General features: G+C 65.8%; 22 protein-coding genes and 1 riboswitch. Of the genes, 12 read left to right on the top strand and 10 right to left on the bottom strand.

Features of this window, described 5'->3' with window-relative positions; all coding sequences use genetic code 11:
* From ABW18_RS19720 to gcvP, 7 genes are all read left to right on the top strand, one after another.
* Positions 1-621 carry a CDP-alcohol phosphatidyltransferase family protein gene (locus ABW18_RS19720; protein ID WP_049700695.1) on the top strand — a complete coding sequence of 207 codons (621 nt, stop codon included), beginning with the start codon at positions 1-3 and terminating at the stop codon, positions 619-621.
* A 28-nt stretch (positions 622-649) separates the two neighbouring features.
* Positions 650-1,054: a glycine cleavage system protein GcvH gene (gene gcvH, locus ABW18_RS19715; RefSeq protein WP_049700694.1), complete on the top strand. Its 405-nt coding sequence runs from the start codon at positions 650-652 to the stop codon at positions 1,052-1,054.
* A gap of 212 nt (positions 1,055-1,266) precedes the next feature.
* On the top strand, positions 1,267-1,716 hold the full coding sequence (garA, locus tag ABW18_RS19710; protein WP_049700693.1) for a glycogen accumulation regulator GarA: 450 nt from the start codon (positions 1,267-1,269) through the stop codon (positions 1,714-1,716).
* 43 nt (positions 1,717-1,759) lie between these two features.
* Positions 1,760-2,446 (top strand): transcriptional regulator FtsR, encoded by a 687-nt coding sequence (gene ftsR / locus ABW18_RS19705; protein ID WP_005206868.1) that lies wholly within the window; start codon positions 1,760-1,762, stop codon positions 2,444-2,446.
* Positions 2,447-2,563: 117 nt separating this feature from the next.
* Complete coding sequence (locus ABW18_RS19700; RefSeq protein ID WP_049700692.1) at positions 2,564-3,064, top strand: bifunctional nuclease family protein; 501 nt, start codon at positions 2,564-2,566, stop codon at positions 3,062-3,064.
* 310 nt (positions 3,065-3,374) lie between these two features.
* Positions 3,375-3,980 (top strand): MerR family transcriptional regulator, encoded by a 606-nt coding sequence (locus ABW18_RS19695; RefSeq protein ID WP_049700756.1) that lies wholly within the window; start codon positions 3,375-3,377, stop codon positions 3,978-3,980.
* A gap of 26 nt (positions 3,981-4,006) precedes the next feature.
* Positions 4,007-4,098: riboswitch (glycine riboswitch) on the top strand.
* 168 nt (positions 4,099-4,266) lie between these two features.
* The gene (gene gcvP, locus ABW18_RS19690) at positions 4,267-7,161 is read left to right on the top strand and encodes an aminomethyl-transferring glycine dehydrogenase (protein WP_049700691.1); all 2,895 of its coding nucleotides are present in this window, start codon (positions 4,267-4,269) and stop codon (positions 7,159-7,161) included.
* Positions 7,162-7,171: 10 nt separating this feature from the next.
* Here the strand turns inward: gcvP and ABW18_RS19685 are convergent, their stop codons facing one another.
* The 6 genes from ABW18_RS19685 to guaB1 form a co-directional block, all read right to left on the bottom strand.
* Entirely contained in the window at positions 7,172-8,371 is a 1,200-nt protein-coding gene (locus ABW18_RS19685) for a substrate-binding domain-containing protein (protein ID WP_049700690.1), read from the bottom strand.
* A 67-nt stretch (positions 8,372-8,438) separates the two neighbouring features.
* Complete coding sequence (locus ABW18_RS19680; RefSeq protein ID WP_049700689.1) at positions 8,439-10,655, bottom strand: malate synthase G; 2,217 nt, start codon at positions 10,653-10,655, stop codon at positions 8,439-8,441.
* A gap of 142 nt (positions 10,656-10,797) precedes the next feature.
* Positions 10,798-11,727, bottom strand: coding sequence for a hypothetical protein (locus ABW18_RS19675; protein ID WP_049700688.1), 930 nt, complete (start codon positions 11,725-11,727; stop codon positions 10,798-10,800).
* 2 nt (positions 11,728-11,729) lie between these two features.
* Positions 11,730-12,806 (bottom strand): hemolysin family protein, encoded by a 1,077-nt coding sequence (locus tag ABW18_RS19670; RefSeq protein WP_049700687.1) that lies wholly within the window; start codon positions 12,804-12,806, stop codon positions 11,730-11,732.
* Positions 12,799-14,205, bottom strand: a complete 1,407-nt coding sequence (locus tag ABW18_RS19665; protein ID WP_049700686.1) for a hemolysin family protein — start codon at positions 14,203-14,205, stop codon at positions 12,799-12,801. The genes ABW18_RS19670 and ABW18_RS19665 overlap by 8 nt, the downstream gene beginning before the upstream one ends.
* Before the next feature lie 150 nt (positions 14,206-14,355).
* On the bottom strand, positions 14,356-15,795 hold the full coding sequence (guaB1, locus tag ABW18_RS19660; protein WP_049700685.1) for a GMP reductase: 1,440 nt from the start codon (positions 15,793-15,795) through the stop codon (positions 14,356-14,358).
* 148 nt (positions 15,796-15,943) lie between these two features.
* Here guaB1 and ABW18_RS19655 point away from each other — a divergent pair, with 148 nt between their 5' ends.
* Positions 15,944-16,996, top strand: coding sequence for a glycosyltransferase family 2 protein (locus ABW18_RS19655; protein ID WP_049700684.1), 1,053 nt, complete (start codon positions 15,944-15,946; stop codon positions 16,994-16,996).
* A 611-nt stretch (positions 16,997-17,607) separates the two neighbouring features.
* Here ABW18_RS19655 and ABW18_RS19650 read toward each other — a convergent pair.
* From ABW18_RS19650 to ABW18_RS19635, 4 genes are all read right to left on the bottom strand, one after another.
* Positions 17,608-18,231: a PIG-L deacetylase family protein gene (locus tag ABW18_RS19650; protein WP_268760691.1), complete on the bottom strand. Its 624-nt coding sequence runs from the start codon at positions 18,229-18,231 to the stop codon at positions 17,608-17,610.
* 29 nt (positions 18,232-18,260) lie between these two features.
* Positions 18,261-19,721, bottom strand: a complete 1,461-nt coding sequence (gndA, locus tag ABW18_RS19645) for an NADP-dependent phosphogluconate dehydrogenase (RefSeq protein ID WP_049700682.1) — start codon at positions 19,719-19,721, stop codon at positions 18,261-18,263.
* Between the two features lie 104 nt (positions 19,722-19,825).
* Entirely contained in the window at positions 19,826-20,776 is a 951-nt protein-coding gene (locus tag ABW18_RS19640) for a M56 family metallopeptidase (RefSeq protein ID WP_049700681.1), read from the bottom strand.
* A 193-nt stretch (positions 20,777-20,969) separates the two neighbouring features.
* Positions 20,970-21,368, bottom strand: coding sequence for a BlaI/MecI/CopY family transcriptional regulator (locus ABW18_RS19635; RefSeq protein WP_049700680.1), 399 nt, complete (start codon positions 21,366-21,368; stop codon positions 20,970-20,972).
* 252 nt (positions 21,369-21,620) lie between these two features.
* Here ABW18_RS19635 and ABW18_RS19630 point away from each other — a divergent pair, with 252 nt between their 5' ends.
* The 4 genes from ABW18_RS19630 (at position 21,621) to ABW18_RS19615 (ending at position 24,182) form a co-directional block, all read left to right on the top strand.
* Positions 21,621-22,052, top strand: a complete 432-nt coding sequence (locus ABW18_RS19630; RefSeq protein ID WP_049700679.1) for a PaaI family thioesterase — start codon at positions 21,621-21,623, stop codon at positions 22,050-22,052.
* On the top strand, positions 22,049-23,296 hold the full coding sequence (locus ABW18_RS19625; protein ID WP_049700678.1) for a DUF6986 family protein: 1,248 nt from the start codon (positions 22,049-22,051) through the stop codon (positions 23,294-23,296). Before ABW18_RS19630 ends, ABW18_RS19625 begins: the two co-directional genes overlap by 4 nt.
* A 96-nt stretch (positions 23,297-23,392) precedes the next feature.
* The gene (locus tag ABW18_RS19620; protein ID WP_005206833.1) at positions 23,393-23,695 is read left to right on the top strand and encodes an urease subunit gamma; all 303 of its coding nucleotides are present in this window, start codon (positions 23,393-23,395) and stop codon (positions 23,693-23,695) included.
* 157 nt (positions 23,696-23,852) lie between these two features.
* Positions 23,853-24,182, top strand: coding sequence for an urease subunit beta (locus ABW18_RS19615; RefSeq protein WP_005206832.1), 330 nt, complete (start codon positions 23,853-23,855; stop codon positions 24,180-24,182).

Here is a 24,182-nt window from a genome sequence, read left to right as displayed (position 1 = left end):
GTGGACGACCACCCCGAGTCCGTGAGCTCGACGTCGCGGATCGTCACGGTGCCCAATGCGCTGAGCGTGCTGCGTCTGGCACTGATCCCGGTGTTCCTGTGGCTGCTGCTCGACGTCAAGGCCGATGCCTGGGCGTTCTGGGTACTCATGTTGTCGGGGTTCACCGACTGGGCCGACGGCAAGCTGGCTCGCCTGCTCAACCAGTCGTCGCGGCTCGGTGAACTGCTCGATCCGCTGGCCGACCGGCTCTACATCGTGATCATTCCGGTCGCCTTCGCGATCAGGGGGATCATCCCGTGGTGGATCATCGGCATCATCGTGGCGCGTGACGTGCTGCTGTTCGCGTCCGGTCCGCTGTTGCGGAGCAGGGGACTGCTGGCTTTACCGGTGCTCTACATCGGCAAGGCAGCGACATTCGCACTCATGAGTGCGTTCCCGTGGTTGCTTGCGGGACAATTGGATTCGGTGATCGGCACGATCTGTTACCCAATCGGTTGGGCGTTCCTGATATGGGGCGTCGCGCTGTATGTGTGGTCATTTCTGCTGTACTGGGCGCAGACGATTGCGGTGGTCACGAAGATGCCGCGTGCTGGCGTGCCGACCGGCAGGGACATGGCCTAAAGTCTCGGAGGACTAGAAAGGGGTCGACGTGACCGATACCAATGTGCCGGCTGAACTGAGCTACACCCCCGAACACGAGTGGGTTCGCAAGGTCGGTCCGACCACGGTCCGAGTGGGGATCACCGACTACGCGCAGGGACAGCTCGGCGACGTCGTCTTCGTGCAGCTGCCGGAGATCGACAGCGAGGTCGAGGTGGGCGAGTCGTTTGCCGAGGTCGAATCGACCAAGAGTGTCTCCGACATCTTCGGACCGCTCAACGGGACGATCTCACAGGTCAACGACGAGCTCGATTCGTCGCCCGACCTCGTCAACTCGGAGCCGTACGACTCGGGCTGGCTCGTCGAGATCAGCCTCGACGATGCATCGGTCCTCGACGCTCAACTGGCCGACATGCTCGATGCAGATGGCTACCGGGCCGTGATCGAAGGCTGACCATTCCCAGGGCACGGGAAAGTATGATCGTCGTTGTCGTGGCCGAGTCGCACGTGGTTGCGTTCGGCACAGGCGGTACCGTTTAGCCAACGGAAATCGACGTCGCATCCGCGGCGTCGGGTGGCCTGGTGCGAGACCTCGCAGCGCGTTAGCGCAGACGCCGACGGTGAGTGCACTCAAGGTGACGAACGGATGAGGACGAAGGAGAAGCGGTGAGCGATAACGACAACGGCTACGAGGCGCCGGTGGAAACCACATCGGTGTTCCGTGAAGAGTTCATCAACGAACTCGACGCGGGCGCGGCGACCTCGAGCGAGCCGGCCGACACAGGGGTCGAGCGGCTGTCGCCCGGTACCGCATTGCTCGTCGTGAAGCGTGGCCCGAACGCCGGTTCGCGCTTCCTGCTCGATCAGCCGACGACATCGGCAGGTCGGCACCCCGACAGCGACATCTTCCTCGACGACGTCACAGTGAGCCGACGACACGCTGAATTCCGGTTGGGGGACAACGAGTTCCAGGTTGTCGACGTCGGCAGCCTCAACGGCACCTACGTCAATCGCGAGCCTGTCGACAGCGCAACTCTCAGCAACGGTGACGAAGTCCAGATCGGAAAGTTCCGGTTGGTCTTCCTGAGTGGTCCGCGCGACGGTTCCGGCGCCTGACACCGTGCCGGCCTCGACTGCGGACGCGCGCGGCGGAGGATCGATGTCCATCGGGTCGGTCCTCGCGCTGCTGCGCGAGGATTTTCCCGATGTGACGATCTCAAAGATCCGTTTCCTCGAAGCCGAAGGGCTTGTCACGCCAGAACGCGCCCCGTCGGGCTACCGGCGATTCAGTCAGTCCGACTGTGAGCGCCTGCGTTTCGTGCTCACGGCACAGCGCGATCGCTACCTGCCGCTCAAGGTCATCAAAGAGCAACTCGACGCCATCGACCACGGCGACGGGGGATTCGGCGCAGGTGGCACACCGGTGTTGTCGACGGCGCGCAGCGTCGTCGCACCGGCCACCGACTTCTCGGCGCGTGGTGGTCGGGTCTCCCGCGAGACCCTCATCGAGCGAACCGGAGTCGATTCGGCGTTCGTGACCGAACTCCAGCGCAACGGTCTACTGACATCCGGGCCCGCGGGATTCTTCGACGAGGACGCGGTACGGCTCGTCGAAGCCGCTGCGGCCCTCGCCAATTACGGCGTGGAAACCAGGCATCTGCGCGCGTTCAAGGTCTCCGCGGATCGTGAGGCCGGACTCGTCGCGCAGATTGCCAACCCGATCGCGAAGGGCAAAGGCACCGGCGCCCGCGACCGCGCCGAAGAACTCATTCGCGAAATCGCCGCGTTGTCGGTGACCCTGCACACGCAACTGGTCAAGCAGGCCGTGCGTGGCGTCCTTGATTGACGTTCTTCTCGACGAAAGCGGCACGGCTCGCCGGAGCCGTGAATCTCGCCACGACGCCGCAGCGGGTCCAGTCGGTGTAGCGTCGATGGCAATTATTGACGGCGCGGGAGGTGCGAGATGAGCGAGATGCGTGTGGTGGGCATTCGGGTCGAGCCGCCGCAGAGTCAGCCGGTTCTGCTGCTGCGCGAAGTCGACGGCGAGCGCTACCTGCCCATCTGGATCGGGCAGAGCGAGGCGGCGTCGATCGCCTTGCGCCAAAAAGGGATCGAGCCGCCGCGGCCGCTCACCCATGACCTCATCGTGAATCTCATCGAAGAGTTCGGTCAGACACTCGTCGAGGTGCGCATCGTCGACATGCAAGAGGGCACCTTCTACGCCGAGATGGTCTTCTCGGGCGATGTGCGGGTATCGGCCCGACCGTCGGATTCGATCGCGGTCGCGATGCGCGCAGAGGTGCCGATCATCGCCGACGAGGAAGTCCTCGCCGAGGCGGGGCTGCTGATCCCCGACGAAGACTCCGAAGACGGTCCCGAGGCGAAAGAGGACGAGGTGGAGAAGTTCCGCGAATTTCTCGACAACGTCTCGCCCGACGACTTCAAGGCCAGCGGCGGAGCCTGACTCTCCCGCAGCGACACGTCACGGTTGCGTATCCCGTAGATCACCGTTCATCTCAATCTCAAGTTGAGGTTGAGTCTTAGGGCGCGTCGCATTGATTCGACGCACGGCCGCGACATACCGTCACGCACGTGATCGTCGGGGACACACCCGACGAGAGAGAGCAGATCGGGTTCGGCGGCGTATCGTGGTTGCAGGTCCGCACCGGTCCGATCCGAGCGTGGCGAGGGAGTCTGCAGTGGGCGATGTGCCGTTCGACGGTGACGAAGGTCAGCCGTCAGACAGCGAGACGACGACCGACGGCAACGTCGGCGTGGAAGCCGAGCATCCGGCGGACGACCCGACCCCACGTCGTCGGGCAACGCAGGGCAGCCTCGACGACATCGCGCCGGGACTCTTCCCCAATGACACCGTCCCCGACGAACTCGTCGGCTACCGGGTTCCGAGCGCATGCCAGATCGCAGGAATCACCTACCGACAACTCGACTACTGGGCACGCACATCACTCGTCGTGCCGTCCATCCGCGGTGCGGCAGGTTCGGGTAGTCAGCGTTTGTACTCCTTCAAGGACATCCTGGTCCTCAAGATCGTCAAGCGTCTGCTCGACACCGGGATCTCGCTGCAGAACATTCGCGTCGCCGTCGATCACCTGCGCCAGCGCGGCGTCGAGGACCTCGCCGGGATCACGTTGTTCTCCGACGGCACCACCGTCTATGAGTGCACGTCGGCCGAGGAGGTCGTCGACCTCCTTCAGGGCGGACAGGGAGTGTTCGGTATCGCGGTGAACGGTGCCATGCGCGAGCTCACCGGTGCTATCGCCGATTTCCCCGGCGAGCGAGCCGACGGTGGAGTCACCGAGTCGGCCCCCGAGGACGAACTCGCAGCGCGTCGGAAGAACCGCACCCGCCGAACCGGATGAGCGTACGGGTAGACTGAACAACGCGTCGCTGCAGTACGGGAGAGCGTCATCTCGAATGGCCGCCGAAGGAGCAACACCTCCTCGTCAAACTCTCAGGCACCCGGACCGTACTGTCGACGGCGTCTCTGGAAAGTGGTGACGGCCAAGCCGTTACCCGCCCACGGTGAAAGGTTTTCGTGTCATCGCCGACACGATGACTGAATCTCTCAGGCGCCGCCCCGCGGCATGACAGAGGGGGAGGGCCGACCCGCCGGTACGACCGGTGCGCGCGAGAGGTTCCACCCCCATGACATCCGTCGATGCCTCGACCCCCGAGATCCGCGGCTCCGAGTTCACATCCGCCGCCTTCGTCGACCGCCACGTCGGGCCGGACGCAGACGAGACCGCCAGAATCCTCGCGCTCCTCGGCGTCGAGTCACTCGACGACCTCGCTCAGCAGGTCGTGCCCTCACTGATCCTCGACGATCCGTCGGACAACGGGCTGTCGGCACTCGACGCCCCACTGACCGAGCAGGAGGCGCTCGAGCGTCTGTCGGCGCTGGCATCGAAGAACACCGTGAACCGGTCGATGATCGGTCTCGGCTACTACGACACGATCACTCCCGGCGTCATCCTGCGCAACGTCGTCGAGAATCCGGCCTGGTACACCGCGTACACGCCCTACCAGCCGGAAATCAGCCAGGGCAGGCTCGAGGCACTGCTGAACTTCCAGACGATGGTCTCCGACCTCACGGCCATGGAGGTGGCGAACGCGTCGATGCTCGACGAGGCCACCGCCGCCGCCGAAGCCATGACGCTCATGCGGCGTGCCGGAAAGTCGAAGTCGAATCGGCTCGTCGTCGACTCCGATCTCTTCCCGCAGACCAGGGCCGTCATCGACACTCGCGCACTGCCGCTCGGTATCGAGGTTGTCGAGGCGACGCTGAATCCGGGGCTGCCGGGGTGTGGGCTGCCAGACGGCGACTATTTCGGTGTCATCCTGCAGACGCCGGGAGCGTCGGGTCGAATCCTCGACGTCGCGCCCATCGTCGACGCCGCGCACGAGGCCGGTGCGCTGGTCACGGTCGGGGCCGATCTCCTCGCGCTGACCCTCATCACGCCGCCCGGCGAGCAGGGTGCTGATGTGTGCTTCGGTACCACCCAGCGTTTCGGCGTGCCGATGGGCTTCGGCGGACCGCATGCAGGCTACTTGTCGGTGCGCGCCAAGCACTCTCGTCAACTGCCCGGGCGACTCGTCGGTGTGTCCAAGGACGCCGACGACAACCTCGCCTACCGGTTGGCGCTGCAGACACGAGAGCAGCACATCCGACGCGAGAAGGCGACAAGCAACATCTGCACCGCACAGGTGCTGCTGGCGATCGTGGCCGCGATGTATGCCGCCTACCACGGGCCAGATGGCCTGCGCGCCATCGCGCGTCGGGTACACGCACATGCCGTGACGCTCGCCGACAGTCTGACCGCTGCCGGATTCAGCGTCGAGCACGCGAACTTCTTCGACACGGTGCAGGTCCGCGTGGATGGCCGCGCTGACGCGATCGTCGCCGATGCTCACCGCGCGGGAATCAACCTGCGCAGGGTCGATGCCGACACGGTGTCCGTCGCGTGCGACGAGACCACCTCGGCCGCAGACATCGACCGGGTCCTCGAGGTGTTCGAGGTGGCAGGCGTGACGCCGCGCAGCTTCGCGCAGTCGGTCGAGACGCGGACGAGCGAGTTCCTCACTCATCCGGCATTCAACCGGTTCCGCACCGAGACGTCGATGTTGCGTTACCTTCGCGCCCTGTCGGACAAAGACATCGCGCTCGACCGCAGCATGATTCCACTCGGGTCGTGCACCATGAAGCTCAATGCCACCACCGAGATGGAGCCCATCACCTGGCCCGAATTCACCCGGCTGCACCCGTTCGCGCCGGACAGCGACGGCGCGGGCATTCGCGAATTGATCGCCGACCTCGAGCAGTGGCTGGTGACGATCACCGGATATGACAGGGTCAGCCTTCAGCCGAACGCGGGCTCGCAGGGTGAGTTCGCCGGTCTGCTCGCGATCCGCCAGTATCACCTCAGCCGGGACGACGCCGCTCGTGACATCTGCTTGATCCCGTCGAGCGCGCACGGCACCAACGCCGCGTCCGCGGTCATGGCGGGCATGCGCGTCGTGGTCGTCGCGTGCCGCGAGAACGGTGATGTCGACGTCGATGACCTGCGCGCCAAGATCGACGCACATGGCAAGTCGCTGGCCGCGATCATGATCACCTACCCGTCGACGCACGGTGTGTTCGAGCACGACATCCGCGACATCTGCGCAGCGGTCCACGATGCCGGCGGTCAGGTCTACATCGACGGCGCAAACCTCAACGCGCTGGTCGGCGTTGCGCGCCCCGGCCGGTTCGGCGGCGATGTCAGTCACCTGAATCTGCACAAGACCTTCTGCATTCCGCACGGCGGTGGTGGTCCCGGCGTCGGGCCGATCGCGGTGCGCTCACACCTGGCACCGTTCCTGCCCGGACATCCGCTCGCCGACGAACTGCCCGGCGCGGCAACGATTTCGGCGGCGCCGTACGGCTCGGCGTCAATCCTGCCGATCACCTACGCGTATATCGCCATGATGGGTGCCGACGGGCTGCGTCGCGCCACCCTGACCGCGATCGCGTCGGCCAACTACATCGCACGACGCCTCGGCGATCACTACCCGGTGCTCTACACCGGCGACGGTGGATGGGTCGCGCACGAGTGCATCCTGGATCTTCGCGGGCTGACGAAGGAAACCGGAGTGACCGTCGACGATGTCGCAAAGCGGTTGGCCGATTACGGTTTCCACGCGCCTACGATGAGCTTCCCGGTGGCGGGAACCCTGATGGTCGAGCCGACCGAGAGCGAGAATCTCGACGAGATCGACGCCTTCTGCGACGCGATGATCGCCATTCGTGCCGAGATCGACAAGGTGGGTGACGGCACCTGGACCGTCGACGACAACCCGCTGCGCGGAGCACCGCACACCGCGGAATGCCTTGTCGCCGAATGGGATCACGCCTACTCGCGTGAAGAAGCGGTCTATCCCCAGGGATTGCCGTCCGCAGGTGCGCGGGCCAAGGTCTTCCCGGCGGTGCGTCGTATCGACGGCACCTACGGAGACCGCAACCTCGTCTGCTCGTGCCCGCCGATCGAGGCGTTCGCGGACTGAGCGTCCCGGTTCAGGAGGAGGGGCCGAAGTCGCGTCCGTAGACGAGTTTGTTGATCGTCACGATGGCCGAGTTTTCGGGCTGCGGCATCGGCTCCTTGGTGATCGGAAATCCGACGGTTTTCGTCGCGGGCGGTAGCGGTGCGTTGCCGCGGAATCCCTGCGATGTCAGTAATGACAGGTGCTTCTGGTCCTGGGCGAAGCGGAAGAAGTCGGCGATCGCGGCGCTCGCCACGGGCGAGACCTGATCACCGGCGAGCCGGACGATCGGGAAGTCGGCAAACGGTGTCGGGCCGCTCGGCACGATCTCGGCGAGACGGGCCGTCGAATCCTCGCGGGTGAGTTTGTAGAGCTGCTGCTCGGTGATCGGAACAGCGTGGATGGGCGAGGTTTTCGCGTCGGTCGCGTCGCGCATGACCGTCGCCGCGCCGACAGGGCTGCCGTCGGGTGATTGCGGCGCGCCGTCGAGCATTGCGCCGACGCTCGACGCGACGCGGTCAGATGAGGCGTCGTCGTTGGTGAGCGGTCCGGTGGTACGCATGACACGCATGGCTACCGCCTGCGCGGCAAGCGAGGAGGCATCGGACTGCGCGCCGAGCGGCATCGCCATGCGCAGCGAACCCCAGCCGGTCATGTCGAAGTCGCGGAGGCTGCCGTCACGTTGCTGCAGCGTGGGGACCTGGCCCCAATCGATCTTGCCGTCGATCTTGCTGCCCAGCTCAGCAGACGTCGCGAGCACGACAGGCGAGGTCACCAACGATGTCGGTGTTCCCTCGAGTGCCGACGGCTTCGCCTGCGCCAACTCGGCAGCCCACACCGACGACTGCGGAATCCACGCGGCGGGATACGCTCCCATCGACGCGGCGTCCCAGTTTCCTGCCAGCCCGTCCAGGGTGGTCTTCGCGTCGCCCGCACGCACGGCGACGGTGATGCAGTGGTCGCGAACGACGGGTTTGCTCGCACCGAACTCGCGGGCGATCGCAATCAGTGCCGGAGCAACGTCGGCGTCGGCCACGACGTCGACGGTCGCAGGCCCCTCGATGCATGAGGCGGCGGCAGAATCAGCCTGCTTGTCCAGATGGTCGCCGAGTTGCTGCCATGCCACGATCACGGCGGCGATCAGCACGAGAGCGAGTAACACGAACACCAGCCCGCGGCTGACCCCCCGCTGTCTGATTCCATTTCCGCCACCGGTCACCCGATGATGCGCCACTACCGCCTCCGTTATCGCGTGCGAGGTCCCGGACGGACAGGGCGCCCGTCCGGGACCTCACGCGTGCTCACGCCTTGGCCGCGGCAGCCTTGTACTCGCGGCGCTTGCGATGCAGGATCGGCTCGGTGTAGCCGCTCGGCTGCTTCGCCCCCTCGAGGATAAGTTCCTTGGCGGCCTGGAATGCGATATTCGTGTCGAAATCCGGAGCCATCGGCGAGTAGGTCAGATCGTCTGCGTTCTGTCGGTCGACCACCGGGGCCATCCGCTCGAGCGCAGCGACGACGTCGTCGGCGGTGACGATCCCGTGATGAATCCAGTTGGCGAGGAGCTGGCTGGAGATGCGCAGCGTTGCGCGGTCCTCCATGAGCGCGACGTCGTGGATGTCGGGAACCTTGGAACAGCCGACGCCATGGTCGATCCAGCGCACCACGTAACCGAGGATCGACTGGCAGTTGTTGTCGAGCTCTTCCTTCTTCTCCGCGTCGGACCAGTCGGTCTTCGGTGCGAGCGGAATGGTCAGGATGTCATCGACCGATGCCGGGTCGCGCTTGGCGATCTCGTCCTGGCGCTCGAACACATCGACAAGGTGGTAGTGCATCGCGTGCAGCGTTGCGCCGGTGGGCGAGGGCACCCATGCGGTGCTCGCGCCTGCCTCGGGCTGTGCGATCTTCTGCTCGACCATGTCGGCCATCAGATCGGTCATGGCCCACATGCCCTTACCGATCTGCGCCTTGTGCTGAAGTCCGGCGTGCAGGCCGGTATCGACGTTGGAGTCCTCGTAGGTGACCATCCACTTGGCCTTCTTCATCTCGCCCTTGCGGATCATCGCACCCGCCTCCATGGAGGTGTGGATCTCGTCGCCGGTGCGGTCGAGGAAGCCGGTGTTGATGAACACCACTCGGTCTTCTGCTGCCTTGATCGACGCCTTGAGGTTCACCGAGGTGCGTCGCTCCTCGTCCATGATGCCCACCTTGAGGGTGTTCTCCGGCAGGCCGAGGACCTTCTCCACACGGCCGAACAGCTCGACGGTGAATGCGGCCTCGACGGGTCCGTGCATCTTGGGCTTGACGATGTAGATCGATCCCGTGCGCGAGTTCTGCAGGCCGTCGTCGCTCAATCCGTGGATGCCCGCGAGCGAGGTGACCAGAGCGTCGAGGATGCCCTCGGGAACCTCGTTGCCCTCGGCGTCGAGAACGGCGGGGTTGGTCATGAGGTGACCGACGTTGCGCACGAACAGCAGCGAACGACCGTGCAGGTCGAAGCTCGTGCCGTCGGGTGCGGTGTAGGTCCGGTTGGGGTTGAGCACGCGGGTGAACGTCTTGCCGCCCTTGCTGACCTCTTCGGACAGGTCGCCCTTGTTGAGTCCGAGCCAGTTGCGGTAGCCGAGCACCTTGTCGTCGGCGTCGACCGCGGCGACCGAGTCCTCGAAGTCCATGATCGTGGTGATCGCCGACTCCATCACGACATCCTTGATGCCTGCCGGATCGGTCTGCCCGATCGGCGACGTCGGGTCGATCTCGATGTCGAGGTACAAGCCGTTGTGGCGCAACAGGACCGAAGCGGGGGAGGCGGCATCGCCGGTGTAGCCCGCGAACGCGGAGGGGTCGGCCAGGGTCGACGTCGTGCCGTCGGCGAGCGTCACCTGCACCGCACCGTCGACGACGGCGATCTTGGTGACGTCGGTGTAGCTGCACTGCTCGAGCGGAACAGCCTTGTCTAGGAAGCCCTTTGCGTACGCGATGACCTTGTCGCCGCGAACCTTGTTGTAGCCCTTGCCCTTCTCGGCGCCGCCCTCGTCGCTGATGACGTCGGTGCCGTAGAGGGCGTCGTAGAGGGAGCCCCAGCGCGCGTTCGACGCGTTGAGTGCGAATCGCGCGTTCAGGATCGGCACGACGAGCTGAGGTCCGGCGGTGTCGGAGATCTCGCGGTCGACGTTGGTGGTGCCGATCTGGAAGTCTTCGGGCACCTCGGCGAGGTAGCCGATGTCGGTGAGGAACTGTTTGTACTCGCCGAACACCGCGGGATCGGAGAAGTCGACGCCCTTGTGGTCGCGGTGCCACGCGTCGATCTTGCTCTGGAGGTCGTCACGCACTGCGAGCAGCTCACGGTTGCGAGGCGCGAGATCGTTGATGACGGCGGCGGCGCCCTTCCAGAAGGTGTCCTTGTCGACACCGGTGCCCGGAAGCGCCTCGTTGTTGATGAAGTCGTAGAGGACGGTGGCGACCTGAAGGCCCTCCACATTCGTGCGGGCGGTGGAGTCAACGGCAGGGGTCTGGTCCGACATAAGAGCCTTCCTTCTCCGGTGGCCCGGAAGCCGGTGGCGCTGCGGCTTTCGATGTCGAATCCGCGCACGTCATCAGCCCTCATCGGGACAACAGGGGCGATCGTGAACGCGCTCCATGTTACCCGCGGGGTAAATGGCGTCGTCAGCAGGCGTCGAGCAGCGCGCCCAGGTAAGAACGCAGCGTGCCGCGCAGCTCGACGCCGCGATCGGCGATGGCCGACTGCTCGCGGACATACTCGGCGCGTCCCGCAGCCGTCTCGATCTCGACGGGCAGATATCCGAGGTCGCGCAGATCGTAGGGACTCGCCCGCATGTCGAGCTCACGGGCGGTGAGAGCGAGCTCGAACGCGTCCAGCGTCAACTCCGCGGGAATGAGTGGCGCCAGAGTGATGCATGCGCGATACAGATCCATGGTCGCGTGCAGACAGCCGGGTTGTTCGTGGTCGATCTGTGTGCGCCGCGTCAACGTCGACTCATTGCGTGGACGAGCAGCGTCGGTGAAGAAACGAAAGGCGTCGAAGTGTGTGCACCGCAACGGCATCGATTCGACGACGGTTTCGGTGGCCGCGGGTCCGAGCCGCAGCGGGACGGAATGTCGGGGAGCGTCGGTGCGATAGACCATCGCCCACTCGTGCAGACCGAAGCATCCCAGGCGTGCGGGGCGGGATGCAGTGGCGTCGAGCAGTGCGCAGGTGGCGAGAAGCGCACCGCGACGTTCATCCAGGAACGCGGGGTCGACGGTCACGCCTCCGTCGCGGGTTCGGGCGTAGCCCCGCAGCGTCGACAGTTCGTCGAGGACACGCGCGAGGTCGCGGCCGCCCGCTGTCCCCGGCGCCGCCAGCAGGACGCCGTACCCCGGGTGCCATCGGCGTATGTGCGACGGGCGTGCCGAGTAGTAGGTGAACAAGAAGTCGAGGACGGGGTGCTTCTCGCCCTGCGCCCTCGAACGCAGGTATGGCCCGACGAGATCTTCGACGCGCGACTCGTGCTCGGCGCGGCGCGCCTGCCAGGTGGCGGGGGATAGGACAGCGTTTGAGAGCTCGATGGGTTGGCCGGGTGCTGCGGACGGCATCGTCACACCCGATGCGTTTCGTCGCGGACGGTGCCGACGAATTCCTCCACGAGGTCGGCGAGCGCCACGATGCCGACGGTGCGTCCCGAGTCGTTGACCACCGCACCGAGGTGCGAGCTGGTGCGGCGTAGGGCACGCGTCGCGTCGTCGAGTGGGGTGTCGATGCCGATCACCGGAAGTGGACGGATCTTGTCGACGCCGATGATCGTCTCCTGGCCGACGTTGTCGTCGAGGATGTCGTCGAGCACGTCCTTCAGGTGCAGGTAGCCCGTGAAGGTGCCGTCGAGGCCGCGCACCGGGAATCGGGAGAAACCGGTGTCGCTGACGGCCCGCTCGACCGACCCGAGGGTCGGTCCGACGCCACCGGTCACCGGATCGACCTCGACGTCGACGCTGCGCATGCGATCGAGCGGGATCATCACCTCCGACACCGTGCGTGCGACCGAGCGCAGTGCGCGGGTCAGGCGCTCGTGTTCCTCGGCGTCGATCAGGCCTTCCTCGCGGGACTCACCGAGCATCTGGGCGAGTTCGACGGGGGAGACCGTCGAGTCGAGTTCGTCCTTGGGTTCGATACGCAATGCGCGAAGCGTGATGTTCGCCAACCAGTTGTAGAACGCGATGAGCGGGCGGACGATCTTGATGAAGCCGAGGTGAACGGGGACGAGCAGCATGGCTGAGCGTTCCGGACCGGCGAGAGCGATGTTCTTGGGCACCATCTCGCCGAGCAGGATGTGGAGCACCGCGACGAGTCCGAGGGCCACGGCGAACGAGATCGGGTGCAGCAGCGATTCGGGGACGTGAGCGGCGTCGAGGGGACGCTCGAGGATATGTGCGACCGCAGGCTCGCCGACCCGACCGAGCAGGATCGAACAGATCGTGATGCCCAGCTGGGCGCCCGCGAGCATGAGTGAGAGATGCTCGCCTGCTCGGATCACGGTGCGGGCCCGCGATTTTCCACTCTCGGCGAGCGCTTCAAGTCGGTCGCGACGTGCCGATATGAGGGAGAATTCGGCGCCGACGAAGAACGCGTTGCCCGCGAGCAACACGACGGTGAGGACGATTGCCCATGCGTCACTCATCGCGAGCTCCCGGACTGTCGGACGTTGCGTCGTCTGGTGTGATCGGGGTCAGCCGTACGACGTCGACGCGTCGGCCATCCATCGCGACGACAGTCGCGTTCCACGGGGTCGTGTCGAACTCCTCGTCGGATTCGTCTTCGTCATCGTCGCGCAGGGTCACCACCACCGGGAGGTCGACGGAATCGCCTGCTGCCGGGATGCGACCGAGTTCGTTCATCACCAGCCCGCCGAGCGTGTCGTAGGGACCATCGGGAGCGCGGTAGCCGGTGGCGTCGGCGACCTCGTCGGTGCGGAGCAGCCCTGAGAGCAGGTATCCGTTCGCGTCGACCTGGACGTCGGCGCGCTCGTCGTCGTGCTCGTCGGTGACGTCGCCGAGGATCTCTTCGATCAGGTCCTCGGTGGTCACGATGCCGGCCGTGCCGCCGTACTCGTCGATCACGACGCAGACCTCCATGCCGTCGGCACGGATCTGCTCCATCAACGCGTCGCCGTCGAGGGTGGTCGGGACGGTGGGCACCGAGCGCGCAATCGACGAGAGGGTCGTCGAGAGTTGTTCTTCCGGTGCGACGGTGAACGCCTGTTTGATGTGGACGACCCCGATCATGTCGTCGAGATCGCCGTCGTTGACGATCGGGAAGCGCGAGTGTCCGGTGCGCGACGTCGCCATCACGAGGTCACGAATCGTGTCGTCGCGGTCGAGATATTCGACCGTGACCCGCGGCGTCATCAGATCCTCGGCGGTGAGTTCACCGAACTTGAGTGAGCGATCGACCAGCATCGCCGTCTCCGGGTCGATCGACCCCTGCTTGGCCGAGTTGCGCACGAGCGAACCGAACTCCGACGGCGATCGTGCCGACCGCAGTTCCTCGGCAGGCTCGATACCCATCCGACGCACGATCCAGTTCGCGGCACCGTTGAGACCGCGGATGACCCAGCGGAACGCCAGCGAAAAGTAGGCGAGAGGTGCGGCGGTGGCACGTGCCACCGCCATCGGGCGTGCGATCGCGATGTTCTTGGGTACCAGCTCGCCGAGCACCATCGACAGTGACGTCGCGATGAGCAGCGCGAATACGAGTGAGAGGACCGACGCGACCGATTCGCTCACTCCCATCGCGCGGAACGCGGGACCGAGGATCTGCGCGAGCACCGGTTCGGCGATGTAACCGGTGATCAGCGTGGTGATCGTGATACCGAGCTGTGCGCCGGAGAGCTGGAACGACAGCGTCTTGTGCGCGCGTTGCACAATGCGTGAACGACGGTCGCCACGCGTGGCGACCTCGGATTCGACAGCTGACCGTTCGAGCGCCGTGAGGGAGAACTCGGCTGCGACGAAGATCGCGGTACCAAGTGTCAGCGCTATGAAGCCGATCAGGCTGGCGACGATGATCAGCGCCTGCACGTGTCACCTTCGTGGCGAGACAGAGCGTCCGGTGCCTGTGGCACAGGCGATCCCTCCATGACGCACCGAGTGGCTGGGAACAGCGCCACGGAGTCGGTGCACTCCGTGGGCAACGCAGACCATTCTAGGTGCGGCGTCGGTGGCGAGGGCTCACCAACCTGTCGGTAGCGGTTTGCCCTCGGCGAAGCCTGCGGGCGACTGCACTCCGAGAACCACGCGCTCGCGTAGTTCGCCGAGCGATCGCGCGCCGGTGTAGGTGGCCGTGCTGCGCACACCGGAACAGATGTGGTCGATGAGGTCTTCGACGCTCGGGCGCTCGGCGTCGAGTTTGATCCGTGAACTGGAGATGCCCTCCTCGAACAGCGCCTTGCGGGCCTGGTCGAAAGCACTATCGGCAGAGGTGCGTGCTGCCACAGCGCGCTTGGACGCCATCCCGAAGCTCTCCTTGTAGAGCGCGCCCGACGCGTCGCGCTTGAGGTCGCCGGGCGACTCGTAGGTTCCCGCGAACCACGACCCGATCATGACGTTCGACGCGCCCGCGGCAATCGCCAGCGCGACGTCGCGCGGATGGCGGACACCTCCGTCGGCCCACACATGCTTGCCGAGTTCTGCTGCGGTGGTTGAACATTCGGCGACCGCGGAGAACTGCGGCCGTCCGACTCCCGTCATCATCCGAGTCGTGCACATCGCGCCCGGCCCGACGCCGACCTTCACGATGTCGGCACCGGCGTTGATCAGGTCGCGCGTGCCCGCGGCCGACACGACGTTTCCGGCGGCCAACGGGACGCCGAGGTCGGCTGTTGCGACGGCTTCGAGCGCCGAGAGCATCTTCTCCTGGTGGCCGTGTGCCGTGTCGATGACCAGCAGGTCCGAACCCGCGGCCACAAGTGCCTTTGCCTTGCCGACGACGTCACCGTTGATGCCGACGGCCGTCGCGATGCGGAGGCGGTTCTCGTTGTCGACGGCGGGACGGTAGATGCCGCTGCGCAGCGCGCCCGTTCGGGTGACCACGCCGGTGAGACGTCCGTCGTCATCGAGCATGATCGCGGCGTGCTGGTGCGCGGCGTCGAGGATCTCGAACACCTCCCGGACGTCCGTTCCGGCGGCCACCGACACGAACCCGCGGTCGAGGACGTCGCCGAGGCGGGTGAAGCGGTCGACGTCGGTGCATGCCGCCTCGTCCACGGTGCCCACGGGTCGTCCGTCACCGTCGACGACCACGACGATGCCGTGCGCACGCTTGGTGATCAGTGCGAGCGCGTCGCTGACCGAATCGTCGAGTTCGAGCGTGACCGGTGTGTCGGCGACCAGGTCGCGCGACTTCACGAACGCGATGCTCGACTCCACGGCCGGAATCGGCAGGTCCTGCGGCAACACGACCAACCCGCCGCGGCGGGCGACGGTCTCGGCCATCCGCTTTCCGGCGACAGCGGTCATGTTCGCGACGACGACGGGGATGGTCGTGCCGGAGCCGTCAGAAGACGCGAGGTCGACGTCGAAGCGGGAGATCACGTCACTGCGTGACGGAACGACGAAGACATCGTCGTAGGTGAGGTCGTAAGCGGGCGAGTGTCCCGAGAGAAAGCGCACGTACGCACACTGTACCCGGCGAGGACTCGACTGCGATCGCCGGTTGTTGCCATTCGGCGCGTCGGACGATCGGAGTCTTTTCTTGCGGGCAAGGCTAGGCTAACTTTGCTGGCAAACCGCTGTGAAGTGACTGAGTACGAGGAGTGACGTGGGCAAGGTGGCGCCGACGCCCGAACCGACGCGCCTGTCGGTCGTCATTCCCGTGTATCGAAGTGCGCAGTACATCGAGCCGTGCCTGCGCGCGATCTTGAGCCAAACCCGGCCCGTCGACGAAGTGGTCCTGGTCGACGACCGCGGCGACGACGGATCGATCGGGATGGCGACACGCATCCTCACGTCCGCTGATGTCGAACACCGTGTCGTCGAACTCGACCGCAATCACGGAGCGGGCTATGCGCGAAACGCGGGCCTGCGTGCCGCAACCGGTGACGTGATCTGGTTCTTCGACAGCGACGACCTCGCCGACCCCACGTTCGCCGCCCGCATGCTCGACGCGCTGGTCCGCGAAGATGCCGACTTCGCCTCGTGCCGAACGGTGTTCGTCGATCCGGTCGGCGCTGCTCTCGGAGTTGCCGAACCGCGACAACCACGTCAGGGGGCTGTCGGCGGCAACGAATTCGCTCGCATGCTCATGCGGGGCAAGGTGAAGGCCTATCCACCCGCACGTTTGTTCCGGCGTGCGGTGCTCGGCGACGCGCCCTGGGACGAACGCAGGGCCTACGAGGACATGGCCGCAACGTTGCGCATCGCTCTGCGCGCCGACCGCGTCGCCCTCGTCGACGAGCCGCTGCTCTGGTATCGGCAGCATCCCGAGTCGACGTCTCAGGTCACGTGCACGCACACGGCCGATGTCTTCGCGATGGGCGACGAAGTGGCCCGACTTGCTCCGGAGCTTCGCGAGCGCAACACGCCATCGGGGTGGGGATCGAGCTGGCTGGAGGGGAGTCGGAACCGCTCGCTCGCCCGCGCGTTTCGATATCGGGAGGTGCTCATACCCGCCGCGCACATGGCGATGCGCGCCGCGCAGGCCAACTCCGGCGACCCCGAGGTAGTCCGTTCTCTGATCGCGGAGTCGCGCCGGCGGTCGTCGCTTGCCGACGTGGTCCCGCTGGTCGCCAGCGGCCAGTTGCGCTCCGCGGCGTTCGCGGTCGGCATGGCGGCGTCGCCATCGGCGTACGCGCGAGTGCTGCGCACCCGGTGACCGCCAAGAACGCGCGCACTTGTAGGAGCGCTGCCGGGGGTACGTACACAATCCGGTCGTCAGCGCGAGGCCGCGACAATTATTGTCGCGGCGTCCCGCTGACGTCGCAGTTGAGTACGCATCGGCTTGTGTGTACGCATCGGCTTGGTGCGGCCGTGACCTGGTTGAGCATTCAGTGAGATCGGGTCGGGCTCAGTCGTCGACGGCATGTTCGGCGCCGGACTGTGCCGTATCCGGCGTCCGCCACGGCGGTGGACGTGTCTGGTGCGCTTCCGGTGACTGTCAGAGGTCGCGGGTGACAGCCCAAAAACGTTCGGACGCAACGATTTTGTCGATGTCGAACTGCGTGTTCTCGGGTGGGGTAGCCCTCGTGGGAGCACGGCGGGGGTACGTACACAATCTGGTCGTCAGCGCGAGGCCGCGACAATAATTGTCGCGGCGTCCCGCTGGCGTCGCAGTTGTGTACGCAGCGACGCCGGCCGCCGTGCCCGAGTCCAGCATTCAGTGAGATCGGGACCAGGTCAGTCGCCGACGGCATGGTCGTCGCCGGACTCTGCCGCATCCGGCGTCCGCCCCGGCGGTGGACGTGCCTGGTGCGCTTCCGGTGACTGTCAGAGGTCGCGGGTGACAGCCCAAAAACGTTCGGGTGCAACGATTTTGTTCATGTCGAACTGCGTGTTCTGGGTGGGGTAGCACTCGACGGCCGCGCGTTTGAGATCCATCGACCCGGCGGCCGGATGCACCTCGTCGAGCACGCATCCCCGCCAACGCAACACGTCGCGACTGGCCATCTCGTCGCTGCGGCTGTAATTGCAGTACGGCAGATCCGCGTACATCCACAGGGGAACCGGCACCCGTGCCGCAAGAACCGCGTTACGTACGAGCAAGTGATCGGCATGCCTGACACCGAGCGGTCCGATAACCACCTGTGGTCGGTGGGTTTCCACCAGTTCGGATACCGCACCGCTCAGCGCCTCGAGGTCGGCGCCACCGTACTGCTGGTCGAGGAAATCGAGATGTACCGCGCGACCACCGATCGTCGCGACGGCCTTCTCGTCCTCTGCTCGGCGGATGTCGAGTGCTTCGGTCGAAGACGCGAAGCCGGTCGAGCGATCCCATTCCGTGTGCTGAGGCGGATCGGGCCGCCCGGCCAACATGGTCACGACAACGACGTCGTCCATCGCCGACAGCGCTGCGCCGGCCGAATACACCGCATCGTCGAGATGCGGAGAGATGACCAGAACCCGCGACAGCTCCGCTGCGTTCAGTCTGTCTGCACCTCGGTGCGATCCTGGCCCCAGAGTGTGTGGAACGTTCCGGGCTTGTCGATGCGCTTGTAGGTGTGGGCGCCGAAGTAGTCGCGCAGGCCCTGCGTCAGGGCGGCAGGCAGCCGCTCGCTACGCAATCCGTCGTAGTAGGAGATCGACGAGGCGAATGCCGGTACGGGCACTCCCATCAGCGTCGCCGACGACACGACTCGGCGCCAACTGTCGAGTGACGACTCCACGGCGTCGGTGAAGTAGGGCGCGAGCAGCAGGCTCGGCAGATCTTTGTTGTCGGCGTATGCGTCGCGGATTCGGTTCAGGAACTTGGCGCGGATGATGCAGCCCCCGCGCCAAATCGTGGCAAGCGCGCCGGGGTTGACGTTCCAGTCGTACTCCTGGCTGCCCGCGCTGATCTCGTCGAACCCCTGCGCGTACGCGACCATCTTGGATGCATAGAGCGCGCGGCGGATGTCCTCGATGAACTGATCTTTGTCCTTGGGCGGTTCTGCCAGTGTTCCCGACGCCAGCGACGTTGCCGCAGAGCGCTGGTCGGAGGCGCTCGACAGCGCTCGGGCGAACACCGCCTCGGCGATTCCGGTCACCGGGATGCCGAGATCGAGTGCGGCCTTCACCGTCCATCGGCCCGTACCCTTCTGGCCTGCCTGGTCGACGACGACGTCGACCAGTGGTTTCCCGGTCTCCGCGTCGACCTGGGCCAGCACCTGCGCGGTGATCTCGACCAGGTAGCTCTCGAGCTCACCCTTGTTCCACTCAGCGAAGACGTCGGCGATCTCGGCGGGCTCCATGCCGAGGCCTCGGCGCATCAGGTCGTACGCCTCGCCGATGAGCTGCATGTCGGCGTACTCGATGCCGTTGTGGACCATCTTCACGAAGTGGCCGCTGCCGTCGGGGCCGATGTGAGTGCAACAGGGCTCACCGTCGACGTGCGCGGAGATCTTCTCCAGCATCGGGCCGACCGATTCGTAGGACACCGCGGGGCCGCCGGGCATGATCGACGGACCGTTGAGTGCACCTTCCTCGCCGCCGGAGATGCCCGCGCCGATGAAGTTCAGGCCGCGTTCGGCCATCGCCGCTTCGCGACGGATTGTGTCGGTGTAGAGGGAGTTGCCGCCATCGATGATGATGTCGCCCTTCTCCATCACGTCGGCCAGCTCACCGATGACCGCATCGGTGGGGTCGCCGGCCTTGACCATGATCAGCACGCGACGTGGCTTCTCCAACGCGTCGACGAACTCCTGCATCGTCTCGGTACGGATGAAGTTGCCCTCGCTGCCGTGTTCATCGAGGAGAGCGTCGGTCTTGGCGATCGAGCGATTGTGGAGTGCCACCGTGTATCCGTGGTGGGCGAAATTGCGGGCGATGTTGGAGCCCATGACTGCTAGCCCGGTGACTCCGATCTGGGCCTTCGACGACGCGGACGATGTGGCGGAGTTGGTCATGCCAATAGCCTATTGCCTCGAAGGCGTCCTGTGTTCTGTGGCGTCCGAAGTGTCGCAACCGCAGAGGTCGACTGTGTCCCACGTGGGCGCGGCCGGCGAGAGCATCAGTGAGCCGAGACGAGCCTGCTCAGTTCGGTCAGCCACGGGATCGCGACGGCGAGCGTCGGTACCACCAAGATCGCGATCGCCCCTGAATATGCCACTGTGACCAACCAGATCGGCGCGCGATCGTGGCGGAGTCGATGAACGCGGGTCAGGGTTGTCGGGCCGCCGACGGCCATCGCGCCGCGTGGAGCGACGGCGTCGGCGCAGGCCACCAGCGCACGCCCGAGTGTCGTCGGCGCGGTCGCCCGAACGGCCTGGTCGTCGGCGAGGGCCTCGACGAGAAGCTCGACGGACCCGAGCGCCGAGGAACTGCGCACGAAGCGAGGGAACGCTTCATGAAGCGCAATGAACGCCTCGAGGACGAGGTCGTGGCGCGCTCGGAGGTGCGCACGTTCGTGCGCGATGACGGCGATGAGTTCGTCCCGGGAAAGTCGCGCCACGACGCCCTCGCTGAGCACGACGCGCTGGCGAATACCGGGCAGGCAGTACGCGAGCGGCTGCTCGACATCGATCATTCGGATATCGCGACCGAACAGCGGATGCGACTGATCGGAACGGTCGCAGCGGTCGAGGATGTCGATGAGTTGGCGATGTGTCGCCCGTCGCGCACGGGTGCGTACGCCGACGCGAACGATGGTGAAGATCAAACGGGCGCCGATGAGCAGTGTCAGCGCGAAGACTCCGACGTAGGCAATCCACAGCGGAAGTCCGACCCGTTCGATCTCTCGCAGCGGGTGCGTCGTCGGCGTGCCGTCTGGGCCGGGGGAGAGCAGATTGGCCGCGATTGCCAGACCGCAACTGAACGCCGACAGCACGGCAGCGAGTGCGATCGCTTGCCAGAGCGTCATAGCTGCTCGGGGTGCACGGATCGGCCACTGGGCTCGCGACAACGCCTCAGGGGCAGGGCCGACGAAAACCAGCGTCATGATGCCGAAGAGCAGTGCGGTCATCGAGTGCTGTCCTAGCGGTGGGCTGTGGTGCTGGGTCGATCAGTAACAGGGTCGATCAGTAACAGGGTGGAGCAGTTGCAGGTCAAGCAGTAGCAGGAGAATCAGTCGCGGGGTAAATCAGTAGCAGGGTGAATCAGTCGTGCAGGTAAATACATAGAACGAACGCGAGTAAATCAACGGTACTGAAGCGAATCTAGCCGGTCTCTTGAGCTCCGCGGGCTGCTTCGAGTTCATCGAGCGCACGACGAAGCGCTGCGGCTTCGTCGGCGCCTACTCGACCGACGAAGCTCACGAGGGCCGCGTGCCGAGAGCCGGGGGCGTGCGCTTCGCTGAGCGCATCGACCATCAGCGACGCCACGAGGTCTTCGCGTGGATGGGTGGGGACGTACTTGTGGGCTCGGTCCTCGCGGATCTGCGTGACCAGGTTCTTCTTCGCCAGACGCTGCAGCACGGTCATCACCGTGGTGTAGGCGAGGGAGCGATCCCGGGACAGGTCCGCGTGGACCTGGCGAACAGTCTGGGGTGTCGGACTCTCCCAGAGGGAGTCCATCACCGCACGCTCCAAGTCGCCCAATCCGTTCATCTTTCGCATTTTACTGCCGTTTCCTCTTCATGCTCGACGCCGGGGCCAACTCGTCCCGCGGGGTGCCTTGACAATGTTGGTAAGGCTAGCCTACGTTAATCACAACGTCGGACCGCGCGAGAGTCCTGAGGGCTGCAGAGACCCCCGGTCCACGTCGCGGTAAGCCCCACATCCCCAACGGGATGTGGGGCTTACTGGTTCCCGGGGAGCGGCACAGGGCCAGCGATGCTCGGCCGCGTGAGTCGTGACACTCTTGTTCGCATGACTGTTGACGACACGGACGATTTCACGAAGTTCGCGGGTAAGGGTCTCGACGCCCTGCTCGGCCTGCAGATCACCGACATCGACGACGACGGCGCGGTCACCGCGACTTTGGAGATCGATTCTCGACATCACCAGCCGTTCGGCATCGTGCACGGCGGCATCTACTGCGCAGTCGCCGAAAGCGTTGCCAGCACCAGTGGCTTCGTGTGGCTGTCCAAGCAGGGGCCGGGTCAGACCGCGGTCGGCGTCAACAACAACACCGACTTCCTCCGTTCTGTCAGCAGTGGCGTCGTCACCGCCACGTCGTCGCCGATTCATCGTGGACGCCGGCAGCAGCTATGGCGTGTCGAGATGTCCGACGACGCGGGTCGCCTCCTGGCCACGTCGCAGGTACGTCTGCAGAACATCGACCTGCCCGCGGGCGCGTGACGTCGCGGCATACGTTGGGCGCCGACGTCCGGCGCTCGGTCGAAGAGATCCTCGCGCCCGTCGACGACGACCTCGCGGCCCAATACCCCGGCGACCGGGCCGAGCCGCAGCCGGTGCACACGGTGTACGTGAGCGCTGCGGATGTAGACGAACAGACGCCGCGGTCGTGGGGCGACGAGGCGCTTCGGATCGCCGACGCCTCGTCGGGTGTCCTAGGTGAACTCGCCGACGACGACGTGGTCGCGATCGTGCTCGAGCGGTTACGCACCAACCCGATCGAGGACCTCCGGATCGACCTCGAAGACGGTTACGGGTGGCGTCCGGACGCCACCGAAGATGCCGACGCGCGTCGGGCCGGTGAGGTGCTCGCCGCCTGGACTCAGCAACGCCCCCACGCACCTCGGTCCGCGGGTGTGCGGGCCAAGGGGCTCGGGGTCGTCGAGCGCAACCGCGGTCTGCGCACGCTCGAACTGGTCCTCGACGCCGCGGGTGGGATTCCCGACGGTTTCGTGTTCACCGTGCCGAAGCTGCGCGACGTGCGGCAGGTCGATGCCGTGAACCTGCTGTGTGCCGAGTTCGAGCGCGTACACGGGGTTCCGGTCGGGTCGTTGCGGTACGAACTGCAGATCGAGATTCCGCAGGCGATCCTCGGCCAGGACGGTCGTGCAACGGTTGCCGAGGCGGTGCATCGAGGCGCCCCGCGGCTGAGCGCGCTGCACTACGGCACCTACGACTACAGCGCAGCATGCGGAGTCGTCTCGGCTCAGCAATCCCTCGCGCACCCGGTCGCAGATCACGCCAAGAACGTCATGCAGGCCGCGGCCGCGCAGACCGGCGTCTGGCTCAGTGACGGCTCGACGCAGGTCATGCCGACCGGCAACGACGCCCAGGTCGCGGCCGCGTTGCGGCGCCACCATTCGCTGGTGCTGCGTTCGCTCGAGCGGGGCTACTACCAGGGATGGGATATGCATCCGGGGCATCTGATCACTCGCTGGGCCGCGGTGACCGGGTTCTACCGGTCGGCGATGCCGACGGCGGTGGCGCGATTGCAGAGCTATTTCGAGCGACGTGGCGGCGACGTCGTCGACGAGCCGGCCACCGCAATGTCGTTGGCGCTGGTCGTCGGCCGGGGGTTGGCGGCAGGCGCGTTCACCGAGGACGAGGTCACGGCGATCGCTCCGCAGTGCACCCTGACCCGCCTCGCGCAGTTGCGCGCCACCGGCGGTGCACTAGTCGACGAGTGACGGCGCTTCGACGCGCCGCCGCGCAGCGCGCGTGGCAGTATGACCACACCAGCAGTGGGGTGTGTCGACCCCGCATCGTCGTGAAGAGGGGTTCAGGTGCGGCTGTCGCCACATGAACAAGAACGGTTGCTCATCTCCTACGCAGCGGAACTGGCCCGGCGCAGGCAGGGCAGGGGCGTGAAGCTGAATCACCCCGAGGCCGTCGCGTTGATCACCGATCACGTGCTCGAGGGTGCACGGGACGGACGCAGCGTCGCCGAACTCATGGCATCGGGGCGTGAGGTACTCGCTCGCGACGACGTGATGGACGGTGTGCCCGAGATGCTGCACGACGTTCAGGTGGAGGCGACTTTCCCGGACGGGACGAAGCTCGTCACCGTGCATCATCCGATCGGGTGATCCTGATGAACCACCGCGCGCACGCGACGCTGAAGAGCACGGCGATGCGACAGCGCAGCGCATCGCAGAAGCGCACGGCTACAACGTTTTCCGAGTTCGTGATGCCGTGTCTCGGCGTGTCGGCGACACCCGCGCGGCTGCCAGAACGAGAGGTGCCATGTCCGACAACAATCCCGCGGTGATCCCCGGCGAGGTGATCGCCGCACCGGGAACCATCGAGCTCAACGCAGGAGCCGACCCCGTGACCTTGACCGTCGTGAACTCGGGTGATCGACCCGTCCAGGTCGGGAGTCACGTGCACTTCCCCCAAGCCAATTCGGCGCTCGATTTCGACAGAGCAGCCGCGCGTGGCCGTCGACTCGACATCGCCGCCGGCACCGCGGTGCGATTCGAACCCGGCATCGAGATGACCGTGACGCTCGTACCGCTCGGCGGAACCCGTGAGGTGTACGGGATTTCGCTGGACGCGCCTGGAAAGGTTGACTGA

It is taken from the genome of Gordonia jacobaea (assembly GCF_001186365.1).
Taxonomy (GTDB): Bacteria; Actinomycetota; Actinomycetes; order Mycobacteriales; family Mycobacteriaceae; genus Gordonia; species Gordonia jacobaea.
This window is presented reverse-complemented; position numbering and strand designations above follow the sequence as displayed.